An 18,650-nucleotide genomic window follows, 5' to 3' on the forward strand; every position below is an offset into this window, starting at 1 on the left:
GTGTGCGCTGGGTGTCTGGTTCCGACCCCCGACCATCGTGCATTTCGCACGGCCTGCAAGGAGGCATCGTGCAGGATGCTAGGCGACGAATCTATCGAGCAAGTGTAAATGCTTGATTTTATTGTGTTTTATTTTGCAATAAAGCTGGCATGCACTCTGCAATATCTCCCCCAAGAGCGTCATGAACGAATAATCAGAATGCGGGAGTAATGCAGCATGACTCGCCAAAGCCTCAGCCAATTGCGTGTATCGCCGCTGCGCTTGCAGCAGGGCCTGTTCGCCAGCCTGGCCTTGATGGTTACGTTGATTGCCGGCCAGCAGTTGCAGCATTGGCAGGAGCGTGCGCAGCCAGCCCCGCAATTTGAACGTCCCGTCATGACTCAGACCCATTTCCGTTCCATTGGCAGCGCCAGCGCCGATGTGACTGCCCCGCAATTGAGCCTGGTAGACCAGGGTTCCACCCTGGACGAACTGCCGGCCCATGACCGTTGGGTGTTCTAGGCAAAAAATGTCGCTCGTGTTGAGCGGCTGCACGGTATCACCGCTGTTACCCCTATAGAAGCATAAGGAGAATCACCATGTTGAGTTGGGCAATCACATTTCTGATCATCGCCATTGTGGCCGCAGTCCTGGGCTTCGGTGGTATCGCTGGCACCGCCACCGGCATCGCCAAGATCCTGTTTGTGGTCTTCCTGGTGATGTTTATCGCTTCGTTCTTCTTTGGTCGCAAAGGCCGAGGTTGAATATGGTCAGCCTGCCTTTTAAAGCCCTTGCTGCCGCCCTGCTGTTGGGCGGCAGCGGCCTGGCCATGGCCGCCAACGACGGTCAATCCCGGGCTAACGAATTGCTCAGCGCGGATCCGCAGTACCGTGAAACCTGGCAAGACGTGGTGAAGAAAGAGGAACGCCTGCCCGAATGGGTGATGAACCTGTCGGGCACGGCCGAGCAAATGAATGCCGTTGAGGAAGATGGCGACAAGTACTTGGTCGGGCCGCTTTGTGAAACCGCAGACACCTGCCTGAACAAGCGCCTGATCGTTGCCTTCAGCCTCGACAAGGAAGATGCCTATGCCATGTTAGTGGAAGTCCCGGCGGGTTTGCCAGCGGACAAGTCCCCGACACGGCACGCCGATTACCGTTTCCTCGGTAAGCCGGACGAGGGTATTCAAAAGCTGCTGATGGAACAGCTCAAGAAAGATCCGAATTGGTACTAGGTTCCGTGTGACGGAGCCGGCGTCCATAGAAGGAAGCCCTTGTGCTTCTTTCTGTTTGCATCGCTCCTTGAGTGATGCATGACCAGGGGGCCGGGTTGCTCTGATCGATCAGGATCGGCGTGACCTACGGGTACAGGGAGTACCTGCGCAAGGGCCGGGTCAGGCGAAAAGCTGCGCCGCAAGTTCACAAGACCTCAAGCTTGCTGAACTTGCGGCGGGCTTATGACTCTCATTCCCGCGTTTCATGCCGCCTATAGCCGTAGTTTTGTTTTTTTGCGTGTGGCCAACCATTACTGGGTATGTCGGCGTGACCATCTATCGAGAATTTTTCAATCGCGCTATAGGATCTTTCCGGCCCTAGGTGATGGATTTCTCAGACATTTCTGTCAGCCAATCGAAGTCGTCCAGTATCTCTGCGCGAGCCTGATTTGGCTGCTTAACGGCATATTCACCCGCTCGAATGGCGGATACGAACTGACCGTTTGGACAAATATTTTCAAAAAAAGCCATGCCGATTCGGCATAGGGTAGGCGTTTACGGCATTAGACGTCGCTCCCTTGCATGGGAATAGTTGCGCCTTTTTTCGCCTGCCAGTAAGCCATTTCGGCCACGCTGCGGTGACCTTCCATGGAGGCAGATGCACACACTTTTTCGCTTTCGAGCGTTGCAGCTGGCGCATTTGCCGTAAGTCCACTTGAAGCAAGGGTAATGACATGAAGAAGGCAAAGCTAAGCCTCGCCTGGCAGATCCTCATCGGTTTGGTACTGGGCATTGCAATCGGTGCCGTGCTCAACCATTTCAGTGCTGAAAAGGCCTGGTGGATCAGCAATGTGTTGCAGCCGGCGGGCGATATCTTTATCCGCCTGATCAAGATGATCGTGATCCCGATTGTGATTTCTTCGCTGATCGTCGGCATTGCCGGTGTAGGCGACGCGAAAAAGCTCGGTCGTATCGGCGTCAAAACCATCCTCTACTTCGAAATTGTCACCACCATCGCCATCGTGGTGGGCCTGTTGCTCGCCAACCTGTTCCACCCAGGCGCGGGCATCGACATGAGTACCCTGGGTACCGTCGATATCTCCAAGTACCAGGCGACTGCCGCCGAAGTGCAGCATGAACATGCGTTCATCGAGACCATCCTCAACCTGATCCCCTCGAACATCTTCGCCGCAGTCGCCCGAGGCGAGATGCTGCCGATCATCTTCTTCTCGGTGTTGTTCGGCCTGGGCCTGTCGAGCCTCAAGCCTGAACTGCGCGAACCGCTGGTGACCATGTTCCAGGGCGTGTCCGAGAGCATGTTCAAAGTCACCCACATGATCATGAAGTACGCCCCTATCGGTGTATTTGCACTGATCGCGGTGACGGTCGCCAACTTCGGCTTCGCCTCGCTGCTGCCGCTGGCCAAGCTGGTGATCCTGGTTTACGTCGCGATCCTGTTCTTCGCCTTCGCGGTCCTGGGTTTGATCGCACGCCTGTTTGGCTTCTCGATCCTCAAGCTGATCCGCATCTTCAAAGATGAGTTGGTATTGGCTTACTCCACCGCCAGCTCCGAAACCGTGCTGCCGCGTGTGATCGAGAAGATGGAAGCCTACGGCGCGCCGAAAGCGATCTGCAGCTTCGTGGTGCCGACCGGCTATTCGTTCAACCTCGACGGTTCGACCCTGTACCAGAGCATCGCGGCCATCTTCATTGCCCAGCTGTATGGCATCGACCTGTCGATCGGCCAGCAACTGATGCTGGTACTGACCCTGATGGTGACCTCCAAAGGTATCGCCGGCGTGCCGGGCGTGTCCTTCGTGGTGTTGTTGGCGACGCTGGGCAGCGTGGGCATCCCACTGGAAGGCTTGGCGTTTATCGCCGGTGTCGACCGTGTGATGGACATGGCGCGTACCGCCCTGAACGTGATCGGCAATGCCTTGGCCGTACTGGTTATCTCCCGTTGGGAAGGCATGTACGACGACGCCAAGGGCGAGCGCTACTGGAATTCCCTGCCGCACTGGCGCAGCAAGGAAGCCCTGCCTACGGCACAAGCCACCCGTAGCTGATTGCAGATTGATCGAAAACAAACCCCGGAAAATTCCGGGGTTTGTCGTTTCTGCCAGCCCCGTTATCATTCGCCCCATCTTTCGGGGGACTTATCTGATGCTCAATGGCCTGTGGCTTGGCTTCTTTGTCGTGGCAATGGTGTCAGCACTGGCGCAATGGCTGGTGGGCGGTAACGCCGGGATCTTCGCGGCGATGGTCGAAAGCATTTTCGCCATGGCCAAATTGTCGGTGGAAGTCATGGTGCTGCTGTTCGGTACCCTGACGTTATGGCTGGGCTTTCTGCGGATTGCGGAAAAAGCCGGGATCGTCGATTGGCTGGCCAAGGCCCTCGGCCCGCTGTTTCGCCGCCTGATGCCTGAAGTGCCCGCCGGGCACCCCGCGATAGGTTTGATTACCCTCAACTTTGCCGCCAACGGCCTGGGCCTGGATAACGCCGCCACGCCCATCGGCCTGAAAGCCATGAAGGCGCTGCAAGAGCTCAACCCCATCCCCAATACGGCGACCAACGCTCAGATCCTGTTCCTGGTGCTCAACGCGTCCTCGCTGACGCTGTTGCCGGTGACCATTTTCATGTACCGCGCCCAGCAAGGCGCCGCGGACCCGACGCTGGTGTTCCTGCCGATCCTGCTGGCCACCAGCGCCTCGACCCTCGTGGGCCTGCTGTCGGTGGCGGTGATGCAGCGTCTGCGGCTGTGGGACCCTGTGGTGCTGGCCTATCTGGTCCCCGGCGCGTTGATACTGGGTGGCTTCATGGCGCTGCTGGCGACCCTGTCTGCCACAGCGCTGGCCGGTTTGTCGTCGATCCTGGGCAACCTCACGCTGTTTGGCTTGATCATGCTGTTTCTGGTGATCGGCGCGTTGCGCAAGGTCAAGGTGTACGAGGCATTCGTCGAAGGCGCCAAGGAAGGCTTCGACGTAGCCAAGAACCTACTGCCCTATCTGGTGGCGATGCTGTGTGCGGTTGGCGTGTTGCGTGCCTCGGGCGCCTTGGAGTTCGGCCTGGAAGGGATTCGCCATGTGGTGGCCTGGACTGGCCTGGATACGCGCTTTGTCGACGCTCTGCCGACCGCAATGGTCAAGCCGTTCTCCGGCAGTGCGGCACGGGCGATGCTGATCGAGACCATGCAGACCCAGGGTGTGGACAGCTTTGCGGCGTTGGTGGCGGCGACGATACAGGGCAGTACTGAAACCACGTTTTATGTGCTGGCCGTGTACTTCGGCTCGGTAGGCATCCAGCGGGCGCGGCATGCGGTGGGATGTGCGTTGTTCGCGGAGTTTGCTGGTGTGGTCGCGGCTATTTTGGTGTGCTACTGGTTCTTCGGTTAAGCATGAGCCGCACCCTGTAGGAGCGAGCTTGCTCGCGAAAAACGTTAACGATGACGCGGGGCATCAGACTCCCCGAGGCGGTCTCAGGTTTTTCGCGAGCAAGCTCGCTCCTACAGGGCGGCGGAATCATCTATTCGGCGCAGCATTACCCTGTTGTACTACCCAATCCACCACCTGCTTATTCAGCTGATCCCCAGCCTGGCCAAAAGCAGCCACCACCGCTGGCACCTTGGCGTCACTCACCGGCTGCCTCACTTCAAACCGGCGGCTGGCGATAATCCTTTGATCACGCCCACGCACCAATCGCGCGTCGAGGCGAATCACCACCTCCACCGCTTTGCCTCGATACACACTCTGAAACGCCTGCAACTGCCCGCCCAGTTCATAGTCGGCTTGCAGGTTGGTCTCGTCGGTACTCAACAACGTCACGCGCCCGTCGCGCTGGAAGCCATCCAGCAGGCGATTACGCAGCAGCACCGGCGCCGGGTCGCTCCAGCGTGAATTCGCGTAGTTGCTGATCAAGTTGCCATCTGGCACTACGGCGATGCGCGGGCTATCGAGAAACTCGCTGGTCTGCGGCTTGGTCACGCGCAGCGACCAACTCACCGGCGTGCCTTGGCTGGCCGGTTGGGTGGACGCCAGGCGGTACACGTCCGAAGGGTCCGGCTTGGGTAGGATCGAACACGCGCTGACCAGTGCCAGGGCCATGGGGACGATCATGTGATACGCACGCTTCATGGCGTGAACTCCTTGTTCTTGTCGCTGCCCAGCAGGTAACCGCTGGGGTTGGCTTCCAGACGGCGGGAGATGGCGCGCAGCGAGCCGAGGGTTTCACGCAGCTCGCGCACGGCTGGCGCCAGCTCGTTAAGGCCCTGCATGCCGCTGTTCACCGAGTCCTGGTTATTGGTCAGCAAGGTATTGATGGTGGCGGTGCTTTGCTCCAGGGATTTCATCGCCTGCTCGGCGCTCCCGAAGGCTTGCTTGCCTTGTTCACTGAGCAAACCATTGGCGCTGCGCATCAGCACGGTGGTTTGCTCCAGCGCCGCGCCCGCCTGTTTGCTCACCTGCATCAATTGCTGCATCACCACCTTGATGTCGCCGCGTTGCTCGGCAATGGCGCCGGTGGTTTGTTGCAGGTTATCCAAGGTGTTGCTCAGGCGTTCGACGTTTTCCCGCGAGAACAGGTGGTTGGCGTTGTGCAGCAGCAGGTTGACGCTGGTCATCAGGTCGTTGCTGTTATTGAGCAGGCGTGCGATAGGCGATGGCGACGCGATGATTTCCGGCAGGTTGCCGTCCTTGCCCTTGAGCTCCGGGCTCTGCGGGGTGCCCCCACTGAGCTGGATGATCGAGGTGCCGGTGATACCGGTCAGGGCCAGTTTGGCCTGGGTGTCTTCCTTGATTGGCGTTTGCCCGGCCAGGCGGATGCGCGCCAGGACGCGGCGTGGGTCTTTGGGGTCCAGACGCAGGCTGATGACATCGCCCACCTTGATGCCGCTGTACTGAACCGCACTGCCCTGGGACAGGCCGCTGACCGCTTCGTTGAAGATCACTTCGTAATCCTGGAAGGCGGTATCGACGCTGGACTTGGCCAGCCACAGGCCAAACAGCATCGCGCCGACCACCACAATTACGCTGAACAGTCCGATCATCACATGATGGGCTCGGGTTTCCATGTCATACCTCGTTGAGCGATTGAGCGGCATCCAATGCCGCGCGGCCCCGGGGGCCGTGGAAATATTCGTGAATCCAGGCGTCGTCCGTTTCCGAAACGACATCGATGGCGTCGGCCACCAGCACTTTCTTCTGCGCCAGCACCGCCACACGGTCGGTGATGGTGTACAGCGTGTCGAGGTCGTGGGTGACCAGGAACACACTCAAGCCCAACGCATCGCGCAGGGTGAGGATCAGTTGGTCGAATTGCGCCGCGCCAATGGGGTCGAGACCGGCGGTGGGTTCGTCCAGGAACAGGATGTCCGGGTCCAAGGCCAGTGCGCGGGCCAGGGCGGCACGTTTGATCATGCCGCCGGATAACGAGGCCGGGTATTTGTCGGCCGCCGACAGCGGCAACCCCGCCAGGGCCAGCTTGACCGCCGCCAAGTGCTCGGCATCGGCGCGGCTGAGGCCGGCGTGCTCGATCAATGGCAGAGCCACGTTCTCGGTCACCGTCAGCGAGGAAAACAGCGCGCCCTTCTGGAACAGTACGCCAAAGCGGCGTTCTACCAGTGAGCGTTCATGTTCAGGCAGGCTCGGCAGGTTTTTGCCGAACACCCGTACTTCGCCTTCGCTGGGGCGCCGCAGGCCAACGATGCTGCGCAACAACACGGATTTACCGCTGCCAGAGCCCCCCACCACCGCCAGGATCTCGCCTTTGTACAAATCCAGGTCGAGGTTCTCATGCACGCTTTGGCTGCCAAAGCGATTGCACAAGCCACGCACTTCAATCACCGCCTCAGTGGGCGCACGGTGTAGACGACTCACCAGCCCATCTCCATGAAAAACATCGCCGCGACCGCATCCAGCACGATCACTACAAAGATCGATTGCACCACGCTCGATGTGGTGTGCGCGCCGACTGACTCGGCACTGCCGCTGACTTTGAAACCTTCCAGGCAACCAATGGCCGCGATCAAAAAGGCAAAGATCGGCGCCTTCACCATGCCCACCAGAAAGTGCTGCACGCCAATGTCCGATTGCAGCAGCGAAAGAAACATCGCCGGCGAAATATCCAGGGCCACCGCACACACCACACCACCGCCGACGATCCCCGAGAGCATCGCCAGGAAGGTCAGCATCGGCAACGCCACCAGCAGCGCCAGCACGCGCGGCAATACCAACAGCTCCATGGGGTCCAGGCCCAGGGTACGGATGGCGTCGATTTCTTCGTTGGCTTTCATGGAGCCGATTTGCGCGGTGAATGCACTGGCGGTACGGCCGGCGATGAGGATTGCGGTGAGCAACACGCCGAATTCACGCAGGAAGGAGAACGCCACCAGGTCCACGGTAAAGATCGTCGCGCCGAAGCTCTTGAGCACGGTGGCGCCAAGGAAGGCCACGACGGCGCCGACCAGAAAGGTCAGCAGTGCGACGATAGGCGCCGCATCCAGGCCCGTCTGTTCGATGTGGGCGACCATGGGCGTCAGGCGCCAGCGCTTGGGCCGCCAAATACCGCGGGCGAAGGTTTCGAGGATCAGGCCGATAAAGCCCAACAGCTTCATTGCGTCTTGCCAGACCGTGTCTACTGCGCGGCCGATGCGAGCCAACACTTGAATGCCGGCGGCCTCTTCCGGCTCTTTGATCGGTACGCAAAAGTCATTCAGGGAGCGGTAGACGGTCTTGAGCAGGGCACGGTCGGCGGCTGCCAGGGTGCAGTCAGTTTGTTCGGCAGAATGTTCGATGCGCGCAGGGCCCAGCAGCTCCACCAGCAGCGAGGCGCCGGCGGTATCCAGCGCACCGAGGCCGTTGAGGTCAATGCGGGCGCCGGCGTCATATTGGCCGTCGAGTGTGGCCGACAGCTTCTTCAGGTGGGCATAGTGGGCCAGCGTCCAGTCGCCGGTAATCCGTAGCGAAGGCGGGGTGCTGGACGTATCAAGATGGGCCGCGCCGGCCGTCGTGCGAGTGGTCATAAGCTCCGAGCTTGTTTGGCTATCCACAATTGCTACGTAATAGCACGATCCGGCTTACTTTGGGTTGTCCGCTTGTGCTGTGTCTATCACCTTGAAGCGCAGAACGCCGATGACTTGGCCGTCTTCGGTGAGCACCTGCACTTGCCAGCGCCCCACGGCGTCACCCGGGAAATTCTGCTTGTGGGTCCAGGCGCGATAGCCCTCCTTGCGCCCACCATGGATGTCCAAGGCAATGCGGTCGACTTCCTGGCCGTTGAATTTCCACACATGGTAGATCCGCTCATCCAGCCCGCGTGGTGCGTTGATCGCGGTGTACGCATACAGCCCACCGCTGCGCAATTGGGCGGCGGTGACTTGCTTGAGGTCGTCGCCCGGCGTGCGGTCTTGCAGTTGGGTGCTGATGGCGACTTCGGTCATCCACAGGGTGGCGGGCGGTACCCAGCTGCGCAGGAACCAGCCGGCGCAGCCGATGGCGGCCGTTACCCCCAGCAGCATCGCCCAGCCCTTGAGGCTACGCAGCGGCAGGCTGACGGCCAGGCTCGGGATCGACAGGACCATGGCCACGCCCAACGCCAGTTTGTAACTCTGGGCGGTGGTCAGGTGCATGATGATCGGCAGCGCGGTCAGCAACGCGGCGAATAGGGTCAGGGTGTGCAGGGCCAGGAACAGCGAGCGTTTGGGCGCCAGCCATTTGTAATACAGCGGGTCGATGATCGACACCAGCGCCGCTGCGCCGAGCAGGCCAGTGAACAACGATTGGCCGCTGTTCCAGGCGGTGGTGACGAAAAAGAACGGCAGGACGAAAAACAGACTTTCCTGGTGGATCATCTGGGTGGCGTAGCGCAGCAGCGGTTCAGGGATCTCGCGATTGAAGACCTTGGTGAACAGTTGCGTAAAACTGTTCTCCAGCATCAGCCACAACCAGCTCACCAGCATGATCACCGCAATCCAGCTGGCCATGCCCTGCTGGCGGTCTACCAGGATGAAGCTGCCCACCCCCGAGATGAAACCGCCGAGTGCGATCACCCCTGGGTAGCGCTTGATCAGTTCTATAACGCGCTGGATGAGGGGAGGCAAGTTCGGCATGGACGGTTCACTGGTTGTGGGAAAAATCTCAGACAGAATAACGCCTTGGCCCGATATTCTGCGCCTCATTACTCAACAGGTTTGCGATAAAGCCTCAGGCCGATCAAACCAAGGATGATCAGGCCCAGTACGCCCGCACCGATCCAGGTCAAGGCGTCATAACTCAACAGCGGTTTTTCGATGCGCCAGTAGCCCGGCTGCTGGAACGCTTCGCGCATGGCCTGGTTGGTTTGTGCCAGGCTCACGGCCTTGATGCGTTTGACCGGGTCGCTGAAACGTCCATTGGAGTAGTCGCCGGCCGCACTCCAGTAATAGTCGGCCAGTGCGCTGTTGCCTTGCACTGCCCAGGCTTGGCGGGCAATGGCGGCTTGTTGCAGGCGTGTGAATACCGTTGGGTCGAGGCCATCCTTGAGCAACTGGGCCTTGAGGTCTTGCAAGACCTGCTCGGCTTCAGGGAGGTTTTCTCGCTCAAGGTCGGCATTCAGGCTGAGGAACCCAACGCCGCCGAGCACTTCGCGTTCCACCCACGGGCCGTAGGACAAACCGTGCTTGAGGCGCAGTTGCCGGTAAAGCGCCCAGTCGAGGTAGTCCTTGAGCAGGTTGTAGGTTTCATCATGCTGGTCGTCCAGCACAGGCTCTGGGAACAGCCAGTGCAGCTTGGCGCCATCGCCCACCCAGCCGCGGATCAGGTCGCGGTGGCCGGCGGCGGTGTGCTGGATTTCCGGGAGGGGGCGATGTTCGCTCGGCTCCACTGGGTCGAGTTGACCATAGGTGCGTTCCAGGTAGGCGGGAAGCAGTTTGTCGAGATCGCCGACGACGATCAGGGTCATGTTGTTCGGCGCGTACCATTCTTTGCGCAGCTTCTCCAACTGGTCGCGGGTGAGGTGGCTGACCTCGGCGCGTTCGGCGCACTTGAGGCCCAGCTCGACGGCCAATTGGTTACTGGCGCTGTGACCGAGGTCCTGGCGATCCAGCAGGCGTTGCAAGTGTGAATAATGGCCACCGTCTTCGCGCTCCACCACTTGCTTGGCGGCATTGATATGGGCGTCGGTCAGTTGCGTGCGCGTGAGGATTGCCAGCAGCAGGTCCAGCACCTTGCGTTGGTTCTGCGCGGGCGCCTCGATCACGAAGGTGGTGTCGGCGTTGCTGGTGTAGGCGTTCCACTCGCCGCCCAGGGCTTGCATGCGGTCTTCGAGGTCGCCTTCGCCGCCGCCGTCGATACCGCTGAACAGCAAGTGCTCGAACAAGTGCGGCAGCTCTTTTTCTTCGCAACCGAAGTCGTCCAGGCCCACACCAACCACCAGGCGAATAGCGACATGCCCACGCTCGGTGCCCGGTTTGAGCAGCAGTTGCAGGCCGTTGGGCAAGGTGTAGCCCTCGACTTGCAGGCGGTCAAAGGCAAAGGCGTGTACCGAGCCCAAGAGCAGGCAGGCGAGTAACAGGCGACGCATAACAAGCTTCCTGGCGAATGAGGTCCACTGTTTACTGACTTCGCTCGCGGGCGTACGTTCAGGGCGAATGGGTAATGTCGGCAATACTTTCAGCCGAGAGCGCGCCAGTGTCGGACGTTTCCAACACTACATAAGCACTGCTGCAGAACAACGAGTTCAAGCGTTTCATGTCGGCAATCAGTTCCAAGTGCAGGGAACTGGTTTCCAGGCTCTGCACGATCTTGCGCTGCAGGCGGCTGACATGGGCGTGGGCCAGGCGGCGTTCCTGGGCGCGGAAGCGGCGCTTTTCGCGCAGTAATTGGCGGGCGCTTTCCGGGTCGCCGCTGAGAAACACCGACAGGCCCAGGCGCAGGTTGGCGATCAACTGGCTGTGCAGGCCACTGAGTTCCTCCAGGCCCACTTCGGAAAATTGCCGGCGTTGCGAAGTCTTCTGTTGCTGGACTTTGCGCAGCATGCGTTCGATCAGGTCACCGGCCAATTTCAAGTTGATCGATAGCTCGATGATTTCGGCCCAGCGGCGGTTGTCCTGTTCACTCAGGTCTTCACGGGGCATTTGCGCCAGGTAGAGTTTGATCGCGCTGTAGAGCGCTTCGACATCATCGCTCAGGCTGCGCATTTCTTGGGTAACGGCGGTTTGATTGCCGCGCAGCACTTCCTGCATCGAAGTGAGCATATTGTCGATCAAGTCACCCAGGCGCAGGGTTTCGCGGGCGGCGTTCGCCAGGGCCAGGCTTGGGGTATTCAATGAGGCCAGGTCCAGATGGCGTGGCTTGGCCTTGCCATTGGTTTCGGGGCGTTCCGGCAGCAGCCATTCGCACAGGCGTGCCATGGGCCCGATGGTGGGTAACAGGATCAGGCAGCGGCTGACGTTGTAGAGCAGGTGGAAGGTGATGACCATGCCCTGGACGCTGTAGTCCAGGCCGTCCATCCAGCCTACGAGCGGGTCGAGCACCGGAATGATCAGCAACAGACCGATCAATTTGTACAACAGGCTGCCCAGGGCCACTTGACGACCGGCAGTGTTTTGCATGCTGGTGCTGAGAAAAGCCAGTACACCGCTGCCGATGTTGGCGCCGATCACCAAGCCGATGGCCACGTGCAAGCCGATCACGCCGGCACCGGCCAGTGTGGCCGTGAGCAACACCGCAGCAAGGCTGGAGTAGGAAATCATGGCGAACAGCGCGCCGACCAGGGCGTCCAGCAAGATATCGCCGGTCAGCGAAGCGAAGATGACTTTGACGCCCTGGGCATGGGTAATTGGCCCGGCGGCTTCGACGATCAATTGCAGCGCGAGGATGATCAGGCCCAGGCCGATCCCGACCCGGCCCAACTGCCCTGCCCGCGTCTGCTTGCGCGACAGGAAGAAAATCACCCCGAGGAATATCAGCAGCGGCGACAGCCAGGACAAATCGAACGTCAGCACCCGCGCCATCAAGGCCGTACCGACGTCGGCGCCAAGCATGGTGGCCAAGGCCGGCGTGAGGCTCATCAGCCCCTGGCCGACGAACGAAGTCACCAGCATCGCGGTGGCGTTACTGCTTTGCACCATGGCCGTCACCAGGATACCGGCGACAAATGCCAGCCAGCGCTTGGACATGTTCTGCCCGATTACTTGGCGCAAATTGGAACCGTAGACCCGCAGGATGCCGGTTCGGACGATATGCGTGCCCCAGATAAGCAGGGTCACGGCGGAAAGCAGATTGAGCAAGGTCAGCATGCTCGGCCCCCCCGTGTGGGTGCGCTCCAGCAGGAGCGAAGGAAAGTTACCGCGTGCCGCTCTACGTCTTGTACCTAAGCTGTAGTTGGCGAATGGGCTCTGCGCCAGCATCGCATAGCTAAACTCGGGATTGAAACAAAACTGTCATGAAGATCGTTCCCCACGCTCGGCGTGGGAACGCATCCTGTGGCGCTCTGCGTCACTTTGCGGACGCGGAGCGTCCGAGAGGGCATTCCCACGCGGAGCGTGGGAACGATCACTCGCGGGTCAAATTTACTGACCCGGAATGTCCTTGCGCAGTTTCACTGGGTCCTGCTGTTTCTTCTTTTTCGCGATGGCGGTACGCATCTTGATGTTCACCGCTTCCACCGCCAGCGAGAACGCCATGGCGAAGTAGACGTAGCCTTTTGGCACGTGTACGTCGAAGGATTCAGCGATCAGCACGGTACCCACGACCAGCAGGAACGACAGCGCCAGCATTTTCAGCGACGGGTGCTTGTCGATGAACTCGCTGATAGTGCCGGCAGCCAGCATCATCACCAATACCGCAACGACGATGGCGGCAACCATCACCGGCACGTGGGAAACCATGCCGACGGCGGTAATCACCGAGTCCAGGGAGAACACGATGTCGATGATGGCGATCTGGATAATGGTGTAGATGAACTTGCCACCGGCGCCTTTGGGCTCGTCTTGGGTTTCATCTTCACCCTCCAGCGCGTGGTACATCTCCTGGGAGCTTTTCCACAGCAGGAACAGACCACCGAAGAACAGGATCAGGTCACGACCGGAGATGCCCTGGCCAAACACCACGAACAGGTCGGCGGTCAGTTGCATGACCCAGGTGATCGACAGCAGCAACAGGATGCGCGTGACCATGGCCAACGCCAGGCCGAAGATCCGGGTGCGCGCCTGCATATGCTTGGGCATGCGGCTGACCAGGATCGAAATCATGATGATGTTATCGATGCCCAGGACGATCTCGAGAGCCGTCAGGGTGAAGAAGGCAATCCAGATTTCCGGATTGGTCAGCCATTCCATGTGTATTCCTTTGAGCAAGTGTTAACCGCGCAAGCTGTAGCGCCGCGCGGTGAGTGAGTCGGTACGATTATAGAGTGCTGAACAGCGGAAAAATCCCCATCAGCAGTGCGGCGAACATTATGCACAGGCACACCAGCACTGCCCACTTGAGCGTGAAGCGCTGGTGATCGCCGAATTCGATACCCGCCAGGGCAACCAGCAAGTACGTCGAGGGTACCAGTGGGCTGAGCAAATGCACGGGTTGCCCGACGATCGACGCCCGCGCCATTTCCACCGCGGTGATGCCGTAATGGCTGGCAGCTTCGGCCAGTACCGGTAGTACGCCGTAGTAGAACGCATCGTTGGACATGAAGAAGGTGAACGGCATGCTCACCAGCGCGGTGATCACCGCCAGGTAAGGGCCCATCGCTTCTGGGATGACCGCCAACAGGCTCTTGGACATGGCGTCGACCATGCCGGTGCCCGACAGGATGCCTGTGAAGATACCGGCGGCGAAGATCAAGCCCACCACCGCCAATACGCTACCGGCGTGAGCCGCGACGCGGTCTTTCTGCTGCTGCAGGCATGGGTAGTTGACGATCATGGCGATACTGAACGCCACCATGAACAGTACCGGCAGCGGCAACAGGCCGGCAATCAGGGTGCACATCAACGCCAGGGTCAGGGCGCCGTTGAACCAGATCAGTTTCGGACGGCGAGCGTCGGGGAATTGCGACACGCTGATTTCGCTGTGGTCGATCTCGTCGCCCTGCAGGTGCAATTCACCCAGGCGCGCACGTTCGCGCTTGCCGTACATGTAGGCAATCACCAGGATCGCCACCACACCGGCGGCCATGGCCGGGATCATCGGTACGAAGATGTCCGACGGGTCTACATGCAGCGCACTGGCGGCGCGTGCCGTCGGGCCGCCCCAGGGGGTCATGTTCATGACGCCACCGGCGAGAATGATCAGGCCCGCCATGATCCTTGGGCTCATGCCGATGCGCTGGTACAGCGGCAGCATGGCCGCGACGCAGATCATGTAGGTGGTGGCACCGTCACCGTCCAGAGAGACCACCAGGGCCAGTACCGCGGTGCCGACCGACACCTTGAGCGGGTCGCCCTTGACCATCTTGAGAATCTTGCGCACGGCCGGGTCGAACAGGCCGGAGTCGATCATCAAGGCAAAATAGAGAATGGCGAACATCAGCATCACGCCAGTCGGCGCAAGCTTGGTGATGCCTTCGAGCATCATCGGGCCGATCTTCGGTGCGAAACCGCCGAACAGCGCGAACAGGATCGGCACGATGATCAAGGCGATCAGCGCGGACAGGCGCTTGGTCATGATCAGGAACATGAACGTGATGACCATGGCAAAGCCAAGGAAAGTCAGCATAGGAATACTCCAGGCGTAGCGCGGCTAGGGAATGGCGGACCGAGTGGCGGTCAGCGCAGAACGAAAGGCACGAGGCGTACGGGTGGAGTTGGAGCGAACAGGCGGGTACGAGCGGACATCGGGAATCACCATTGTTGTTGTTAACAGCCGGTCTGTTGCCGGCAGTGAGGGCGATCCTAGACGGGGAAGCTTTCAGCCAGCTTTCGCTGAGAAAACAGCTGATGAAGGGCAGGCACCCGTTCTTCAGGTTGACGCAGAACAAAATGTGGCTGGCTTGCTTTTGTAGGAGCGAGCTTGCTCGCGAAAAACGTCAACGATAACGCACGCTTCCTATAGAAACGCGGCGCCTGTTAGTTTTTCGCGAGCAAGCTCGCTCCTACAAGGGCAAGCCGGCTTACACAGTGGTGTTCAGGGCAGTTCGAGGCCACCGGCGGCTTTATGCAGCGCTCGTAGGTGTTCACCTACTTGTTTGAGGTTGGCTTCACAGGCGGCAATCTCGGCGGCGCGGGATGGATCGAGCAGCGCCCTCACCTCTTTATCCAGCTCGCCGGTCAACGACTGCAACTGCTTCTGGCGTTCGGCGCTCTCCGATTCCAGGCGCTTGGCTTCCGAAGGTTGCGGCAGGCCATAACCCCCACTGTCCAGCAACTCGGCCGGGCGACTCAGGAAGCCGCTGTTGGCGAGAATTTGCTGCAGCGTGTTGTTGGCTTTCTCCATGCCGCCGTATTTCAGCTCGCGGGCATTGAGATAGCGTTGTTTGACCTCATCCTGGGCGAGCATCAGTTGTTTGCGATAGCTGGCCTGCTCCAGCAGCAACAGCGCGGCGCTGGTACGCAGGTCGGCCTGGCTGAACCATTGGCGACGCGCTTGCGCATCCAGGGACAACCAGTCTTCGACTTGGGTCTGCTTGATCGGCAGTTGCTTGCGCAGCACATCGAACATGGCCTGGTAGCGCTCGCGGAACGAGTCGAAGTGATACCCCAGCCGCAGTGCCTCGCGCTTGTCATTCAATACGCTGGTATCGGCCAGGCCGCGGGCGCTGAGCACTTCCAGCAAACCGTTGGGGGTGATGTTGTCCAGGCCGGTCAATTGCGGGTTGGCGCTGCCGCTGCGCAACAGTTTCAGGCTTTCGACCGCACAGTTGTTGGAGATAAAGAAGTAGTTGCCGTCATAGCTCCAGTGCATCTCAGCCGCATGTTCGACGGTGTCGTTGATTTCCTGGCGGCTGAGCTTCAGCGGCACCGACGCCAGGCCACGCAGTTCGGTTTTGGTGTACTCATCAATGACCTGGGCCAGCGGCAGTACGAACAGCCGCGACGGGTATTTGCCCACCAGGCCATCCCAGCTCGACAGCTGGACGTCACCGACGAAGGCACGGTAAGACAGCACCAGATGCCGGTTCAGATCCAGCCGGCAATCCGGGCCACGCGGGCGGCCTGGAGCGCAAATCACCAGGCGCAACATGCTATGGCCCCAACGGCTCACCAGGTTCTGGTTGGCTTCGGCAAGCAGATAGTCGATTTCATACACGCGTTCCGGATCGATCTGGCCCAGGGGCGTCTTGGCGAAATCGTTGCCCGCGTTCAGGAAGGCATAGGTGCTGGCGCAGGTGTCCTGTCCGGGCGGTGCCCAGCCGAAGTGATCCTTGTAATAACGGAACAGCGCGGGGCGGCGACAGGCGTAGCTGGGGTCCAGGAGGAAGTACTCCATGTTGACTGCTACGAATTCCAGCGGGCTGGTGGTTTCGTAGATGTCCGGGCTGCGTACCACCTGATGGTTGTGCTGCTCACGCTCGCCGCGGCGACCGACATATTGTGGCCAGCCGGCGAGGTCCAGCAGGCGCGGGTCGTCACTGAGGGTAAAGCGGCGGTCGTTCTGGCCACGGCACTGGTCGGGCAAGCCGATCAAGCCGGTGATGTTGTTCTGGCGGCTGCAGCGCTGGATCAGCGTGCGCTCGTCCTTGGACCACAGGCGCGCACGGTCATAGATGTGGGTCAGTTCATGCAGCACGGTGGCGAGCATCTCCCGGCGCACGGTACCGTGGGGGCGATTGGTTTTCTGGGTGGCGGCGCTGCCGTCAGTCAGGCTGGCGAGCAGGTTCTGGTTGAGGTCCAGCTCGGACACCAGGGATGCCTGGCCGTAGGCGTTTTCAGGCATCTTGTCGGTCCAGCCGACATCGATACGTCGATCCAGCTGCTCGACAAAGCGCGGCGGCAAGGAACGCAGTGCTTCATCGAGCAATGCCTGGCTGGCCTGCTGTTCGGCCGGGCTCAAGCCTTCGGTCTTGAGCCGCAGTTGCAGGCCGGCCTGGGCTGTACTTGCACACAGCAGCACGGCCCCGGCCAGGAGCCAGGTTTTGAGACGCCTCACAGAGCGAGGATAGCTTCGGCGAGGGTCTGGTCGCTGGCATCACGGGCTTCTGGCACGCGGGTGCGAAGGGTATCGAACGCGGCTTCCAGCTGGGCGCCACGGATCTCGCCATTGGTGGCGACGAAACTGGCGGCGTCATCGTGGGCTTCGCGCACGATCTTGGAGTCGCGGATGGAGGTGGTGGTGTCCGAGGTGAAATCAATGGTGCGCGCCGAGGCGCGCACGACGATGTTGCTGGTGGCCTTCAAGGTTTGCGCCTGGGCGACATCGGCCAAAAACAGCAGGCCGAGGGCGGCGACGATCAGCGGGCTACGCATGGGGTGACTCCAATGACAAAGATAGAAATACAATGATGATTATTGGACGAGAATTGCTTGCGCCAGTTCAAGGTCGCTTGCATGAAGTTTTGGCTGGGTGCGGCGCAGATAGTCCAGCGCGGACTCCAGGCGTGCGCCCCGCCATTGGCCGTCAGTGGCAATGAAAGCGGCAGCATCATCCCGAGCGGCCATGACCAACTTATTGTCGAACGGCGCAGAGGTCACTTTGCTGGTGGCATACCCGCTGACAACAGTGCTCTGGGTGGACACATCCAACGCTGAAGCCAGGGGTGACCAGCAGGCGCAAAACAGTACAGGAACAATCAATAAACGGTATGAAAAAGCCATGGGACTCGACAACTGAAAGCGAGCGCCAAGGCTAGCGCAACGGCCGGGCGAGAGCCAGCACCGAGCCAGACGGGAGCGGCGGGCGCCCCGTCTGGTTGCCGTGGATCAGATAGCCAGGATGGCCTGTGCCAGCTGTGCATCGGTAGCGGTATTCAATTGCGGCGCTTGTTGACGGATCTGGGCCAGGGCGCTTTCCAGTTTCACGCCACGGATGGCGCCTTCGCTGGCGACAAAGCTGGCGGCGTCATCTCGGGCGGCTTGTACGACCTTGTTGTCGCGCAGGGATGAAGTGGCATCAGACGTGGCATCGGAGGTTGCCTTCAGAGCGCCGACGATCGAGTCGGTCGTCATGATCAGGCTGCTCGCGTTGGCATTGGCAGCCAGGGTCAGCACAGCGGCAGTGCACAGCAGGCGAAGACGGGTCATGGGGTAACTCCTGTAGACGAATAATAAGGTGGCGCGAAACGGCCACAATGAAACGGACTGGGACTGTCGAGCATCAGACGCACGCTCTACAGGGTTCGCCACGTGGTGAGTGGATATTAGGCGTGTGCCGGGCTATTCGGAAGCCTGCAATTAAACTGTACCTGTCATATTTTGCTAATTTTAAACTGTATCTGTAGGTTTGGATTGAGCCATTCCAATGCGCTGTCGCAGATACAACAAAGCCCGCCTCCGGTTACCCGGGGCGGGCTTTGCTTTGACAAATCAGGGTGCTGGCAGTGGACCCGTGAGGT

Annotated in this window: 18 protein-coding genes and 1 pseudogene; 6 read left to right on the forward strand and 13 right to left on the reverse strand. The window is 60.1% G+C overall.

Features of this window, described 5'->3' with window-relative positions; genetic code table 11:
• Positions 1-216 precede the first annotated feature (216 nt).
• From HBO10_RS09085 to HBO10_RS31265, 6 genes and pseudogenes are all read left to right on the forward strand, one after another.
• Positions 217-501, forward strand: a complete 285-nt coding sequence (locus HBO10_RS09085; protein WP_020301400.1) for a hypothetical protein — start codon at positions 217-219, stop codon at positions 499-501.
• Between the two features lie 77 nt (positions 502-578).
• Positions 579-743: a DUF1328 domain-containing protein gene (locus HBO10_RS09090; RefSeq protein ID WP_003187386.1), complete on the forward strand. Its 165-nt coding sequence runs from the start codon at positions 579-581 to the stop codon at positions 741-743.
• Positions 744-745: 2 nt separating this feature from the next.
• Complete coding sequence (locus HBO10_RS09095) at positions 746-1,213, forward strand: inhibitor of vertebrate lysozyme family protein (RefSeq protein WP_169921965.1); 468 nt, start codon at positions 746-748, stop codon at positions 1,211-1,213.
• A gap of 713 nt (positions 1,214-1,926) precedes the next feature.
• Entirely contained in the window at positions 1,927-3,258 is a 1,332-nt protein-coding gene (gene gltP / locus HBO10_RS09100; RefSeq protein WP_003187390.1) for a glutamate/aspartate:proton symporter GltP, read from the forward strand.
• A 97-nt stretch (positions 3,259-3,355) separates the two neighbouring features.
• A complete protein-coding gene (locus HBO10_RS09105) occupies positions 3,356-4,585 on the forward strand; it encodes a spore maturation protein (protein ID WP_034129243.1) in 1,230 nt (409 codons plus the stop codon).
• 28 nt (positions 4,586-4,613) lie between these two features.
• A pseudogene (locus HBO10_RS31265) lies at positions 4,614-4,700 on the forward strand (outer membrane lipoprotein carrier protein LolA); the annotation flags it as partial.
• Between the two features lie 11 nt (positions 4,701-4,711).
• On the opposite strand, the gene lptE reads toward HBO10_RS31265, so the two are convergent.
• The 13 genes from lptE to HBO10_RS09170 form a co-directional block, all read right to left on the reverse strand.
• A complete protein-coding gene (gene lptE, locus HBO10_RS09110; protein WP_034129244.1) occupies positions 4,712-5,323 on the reverse strand; it encodes an LPS assembly lipoprotein LptE in 612 nt (203 codons plus the stop codon).
• The gene (locus HBO10_RS09115) at positions 5,320-6,258 is read right to left on the reverse strand and encodes an MlaD family protein (protein WP_003187394.1); all 939 of its coding nucleotides are present in this window, start codon (positions 6,256-6,258) and stop codon (positions 5,320-5,322) included. The genes lptE and HBO10_RS09115 overlap by 4 nt, the downstream gene beginning before the upstream one ends.
• A gap of 1 nt (position 6,259) precedes the next feature.
• A complete protein-coding gene (locus tag HBO10_RS09120; protein WP_014716351.1) occupies positions 6,260-7,063 on the reverse strand; it encodes an ATP-binding cassette domain-containing protein in 804 nt (267 codons plus the stop codon).
• Complete coding sequence (locus HBO10_RS09125; RefSeq protein WP_034129245.1) at positions 7,060-8,208, reverse strand: ABC transporter permease; 1,149 nt, start codon at positions 8,206-8,208, stop codon at positions 7,060-7,062. Before HBO10_RS09125 ends, HBO10_RS09120 begins: the two co-directional genes overlap by 4 nt.
• A gap of 54 nt (positions 8,209-8,262) precedes the next feature.
• Positions 8,263-9,294 (reverse strand): DUF5924 family protein, encoded by a 1,032-nt coding sequence (locus HBO10_RS09130; protein WP_003187399.1) that lies wholly within the window; start codon positions 9,292-9,294, stop codon positions 8,263-8,265.
• 68 nt (positions 9,295-9,362) lie between these two features.
• Complete coding sequence (locus tag HBO10_RS09135) at positions 9,363-10,745, reverse strand: pitrilysin family protein (RefSeq protein WP_060763820.1); 1,383 nt, start codon at positions 10,743-10,745, stop codon at positions 9,363-9,365.
• A 58-nt stretch (positions 10,746-10,803) separates the two neighbouring features.
• A complete protein-coding gene (locus tag HBO10_RS09140) occupies positions 10,804-12,462 on the reverse strand; it encodes a Na/Pi cotransporter family protein (RefSeq protein ID WP_003187402.1) in 1,659 nt (552 codons plus the stop codon).
• A 273-nt stretch (positions 12,463-12,735) separates the two neighbouring features.
• Positions 12,736-13,503: a TerC family protein gene (locus HBO10_RS09145; protein ID WP_003187403.1), complete on the reverse strand. Its 768-nt coding sequence runs from the start codon at positions 13,501-13,503 to the stop codon at positions 12,736-12,738.
• Between the two features lie 67 nt (positions 13,504-13,570).
• Complete coding sequence (locus tag HBO10_RS09150; protein WP_003187405.1) at positions 13,571-14,878, reverse strand: CitMHS family transporter; 1,308 nt, start codon at positions 14,876-14,878, stop codon at positions 13,571-13,573.
• A gap of 408 nt (positions 14,879-15,286) precedes the next feature.
• Positions 15,287-17,248, reverse strand: coding sequence for a DUF4105 domain-containing protein (locus tag HBO10_RS09155; RefSeq protein WP_034129248.1), 1,962 nt, complete (start codon positions 17,246-17,248; stop codon positions 15,287-15,289).
• Positions 17,245-17,565: a DUF2388 domain-containing protein gene (locus tag HBO10_RS09160; RefSeq protein WP_003187408.1), complete on the reverse strand. Its 321-nt coding sequence runs from the start codon at positions 17,563-17,565 to the stop codon at positions 17,245-17,247. Before HBO10_RS09160 ends, HBO10_RS09155 begins: the two co-directional genes overlap by 4 nt.
• A gap of 39 nt (positions 17,566-17,604) precedes the next feature.
• Positions 17,605-17,913: a DUF2388 domain-containing protein gene (locus HBO10_RS09165; RefSeq protein ID WP_034129249.1), complete on the reverse strand. Its 309-nt coding sequence runs from the start codon at positions 17,911-17,913 to the stop codon at positions 17,605-17,607.
• Between the two features lie 105 nt (positions 17,914-18,018).
• The gene (locus HBO10_RS09170) at positions 18,019-18,339 is read right to left on the reverse strand and encodes a DUF2388 domain-containing protein (protein ID WP_034129250.1); all 321 of its coding nucleotides are present in this window, start codon (positions 18,337-18,339) and stop codon (positions 18,019-18,021) included.
• Between the last annotated feature and the right edge of the window lie 311 nt (positions 18,340-18,650).

Origin of the sequence: Pseudomonas sp. WS 5503, from assembly GCF_012985385.1 — a bacterium.
GTDB lineage: Bacteria > Pseudomonadota > Gammaproteobacteria > Pseudomonadales > Pseudomonadaceae > Aquipseudomonas > Aquipseudomonas paracarnis.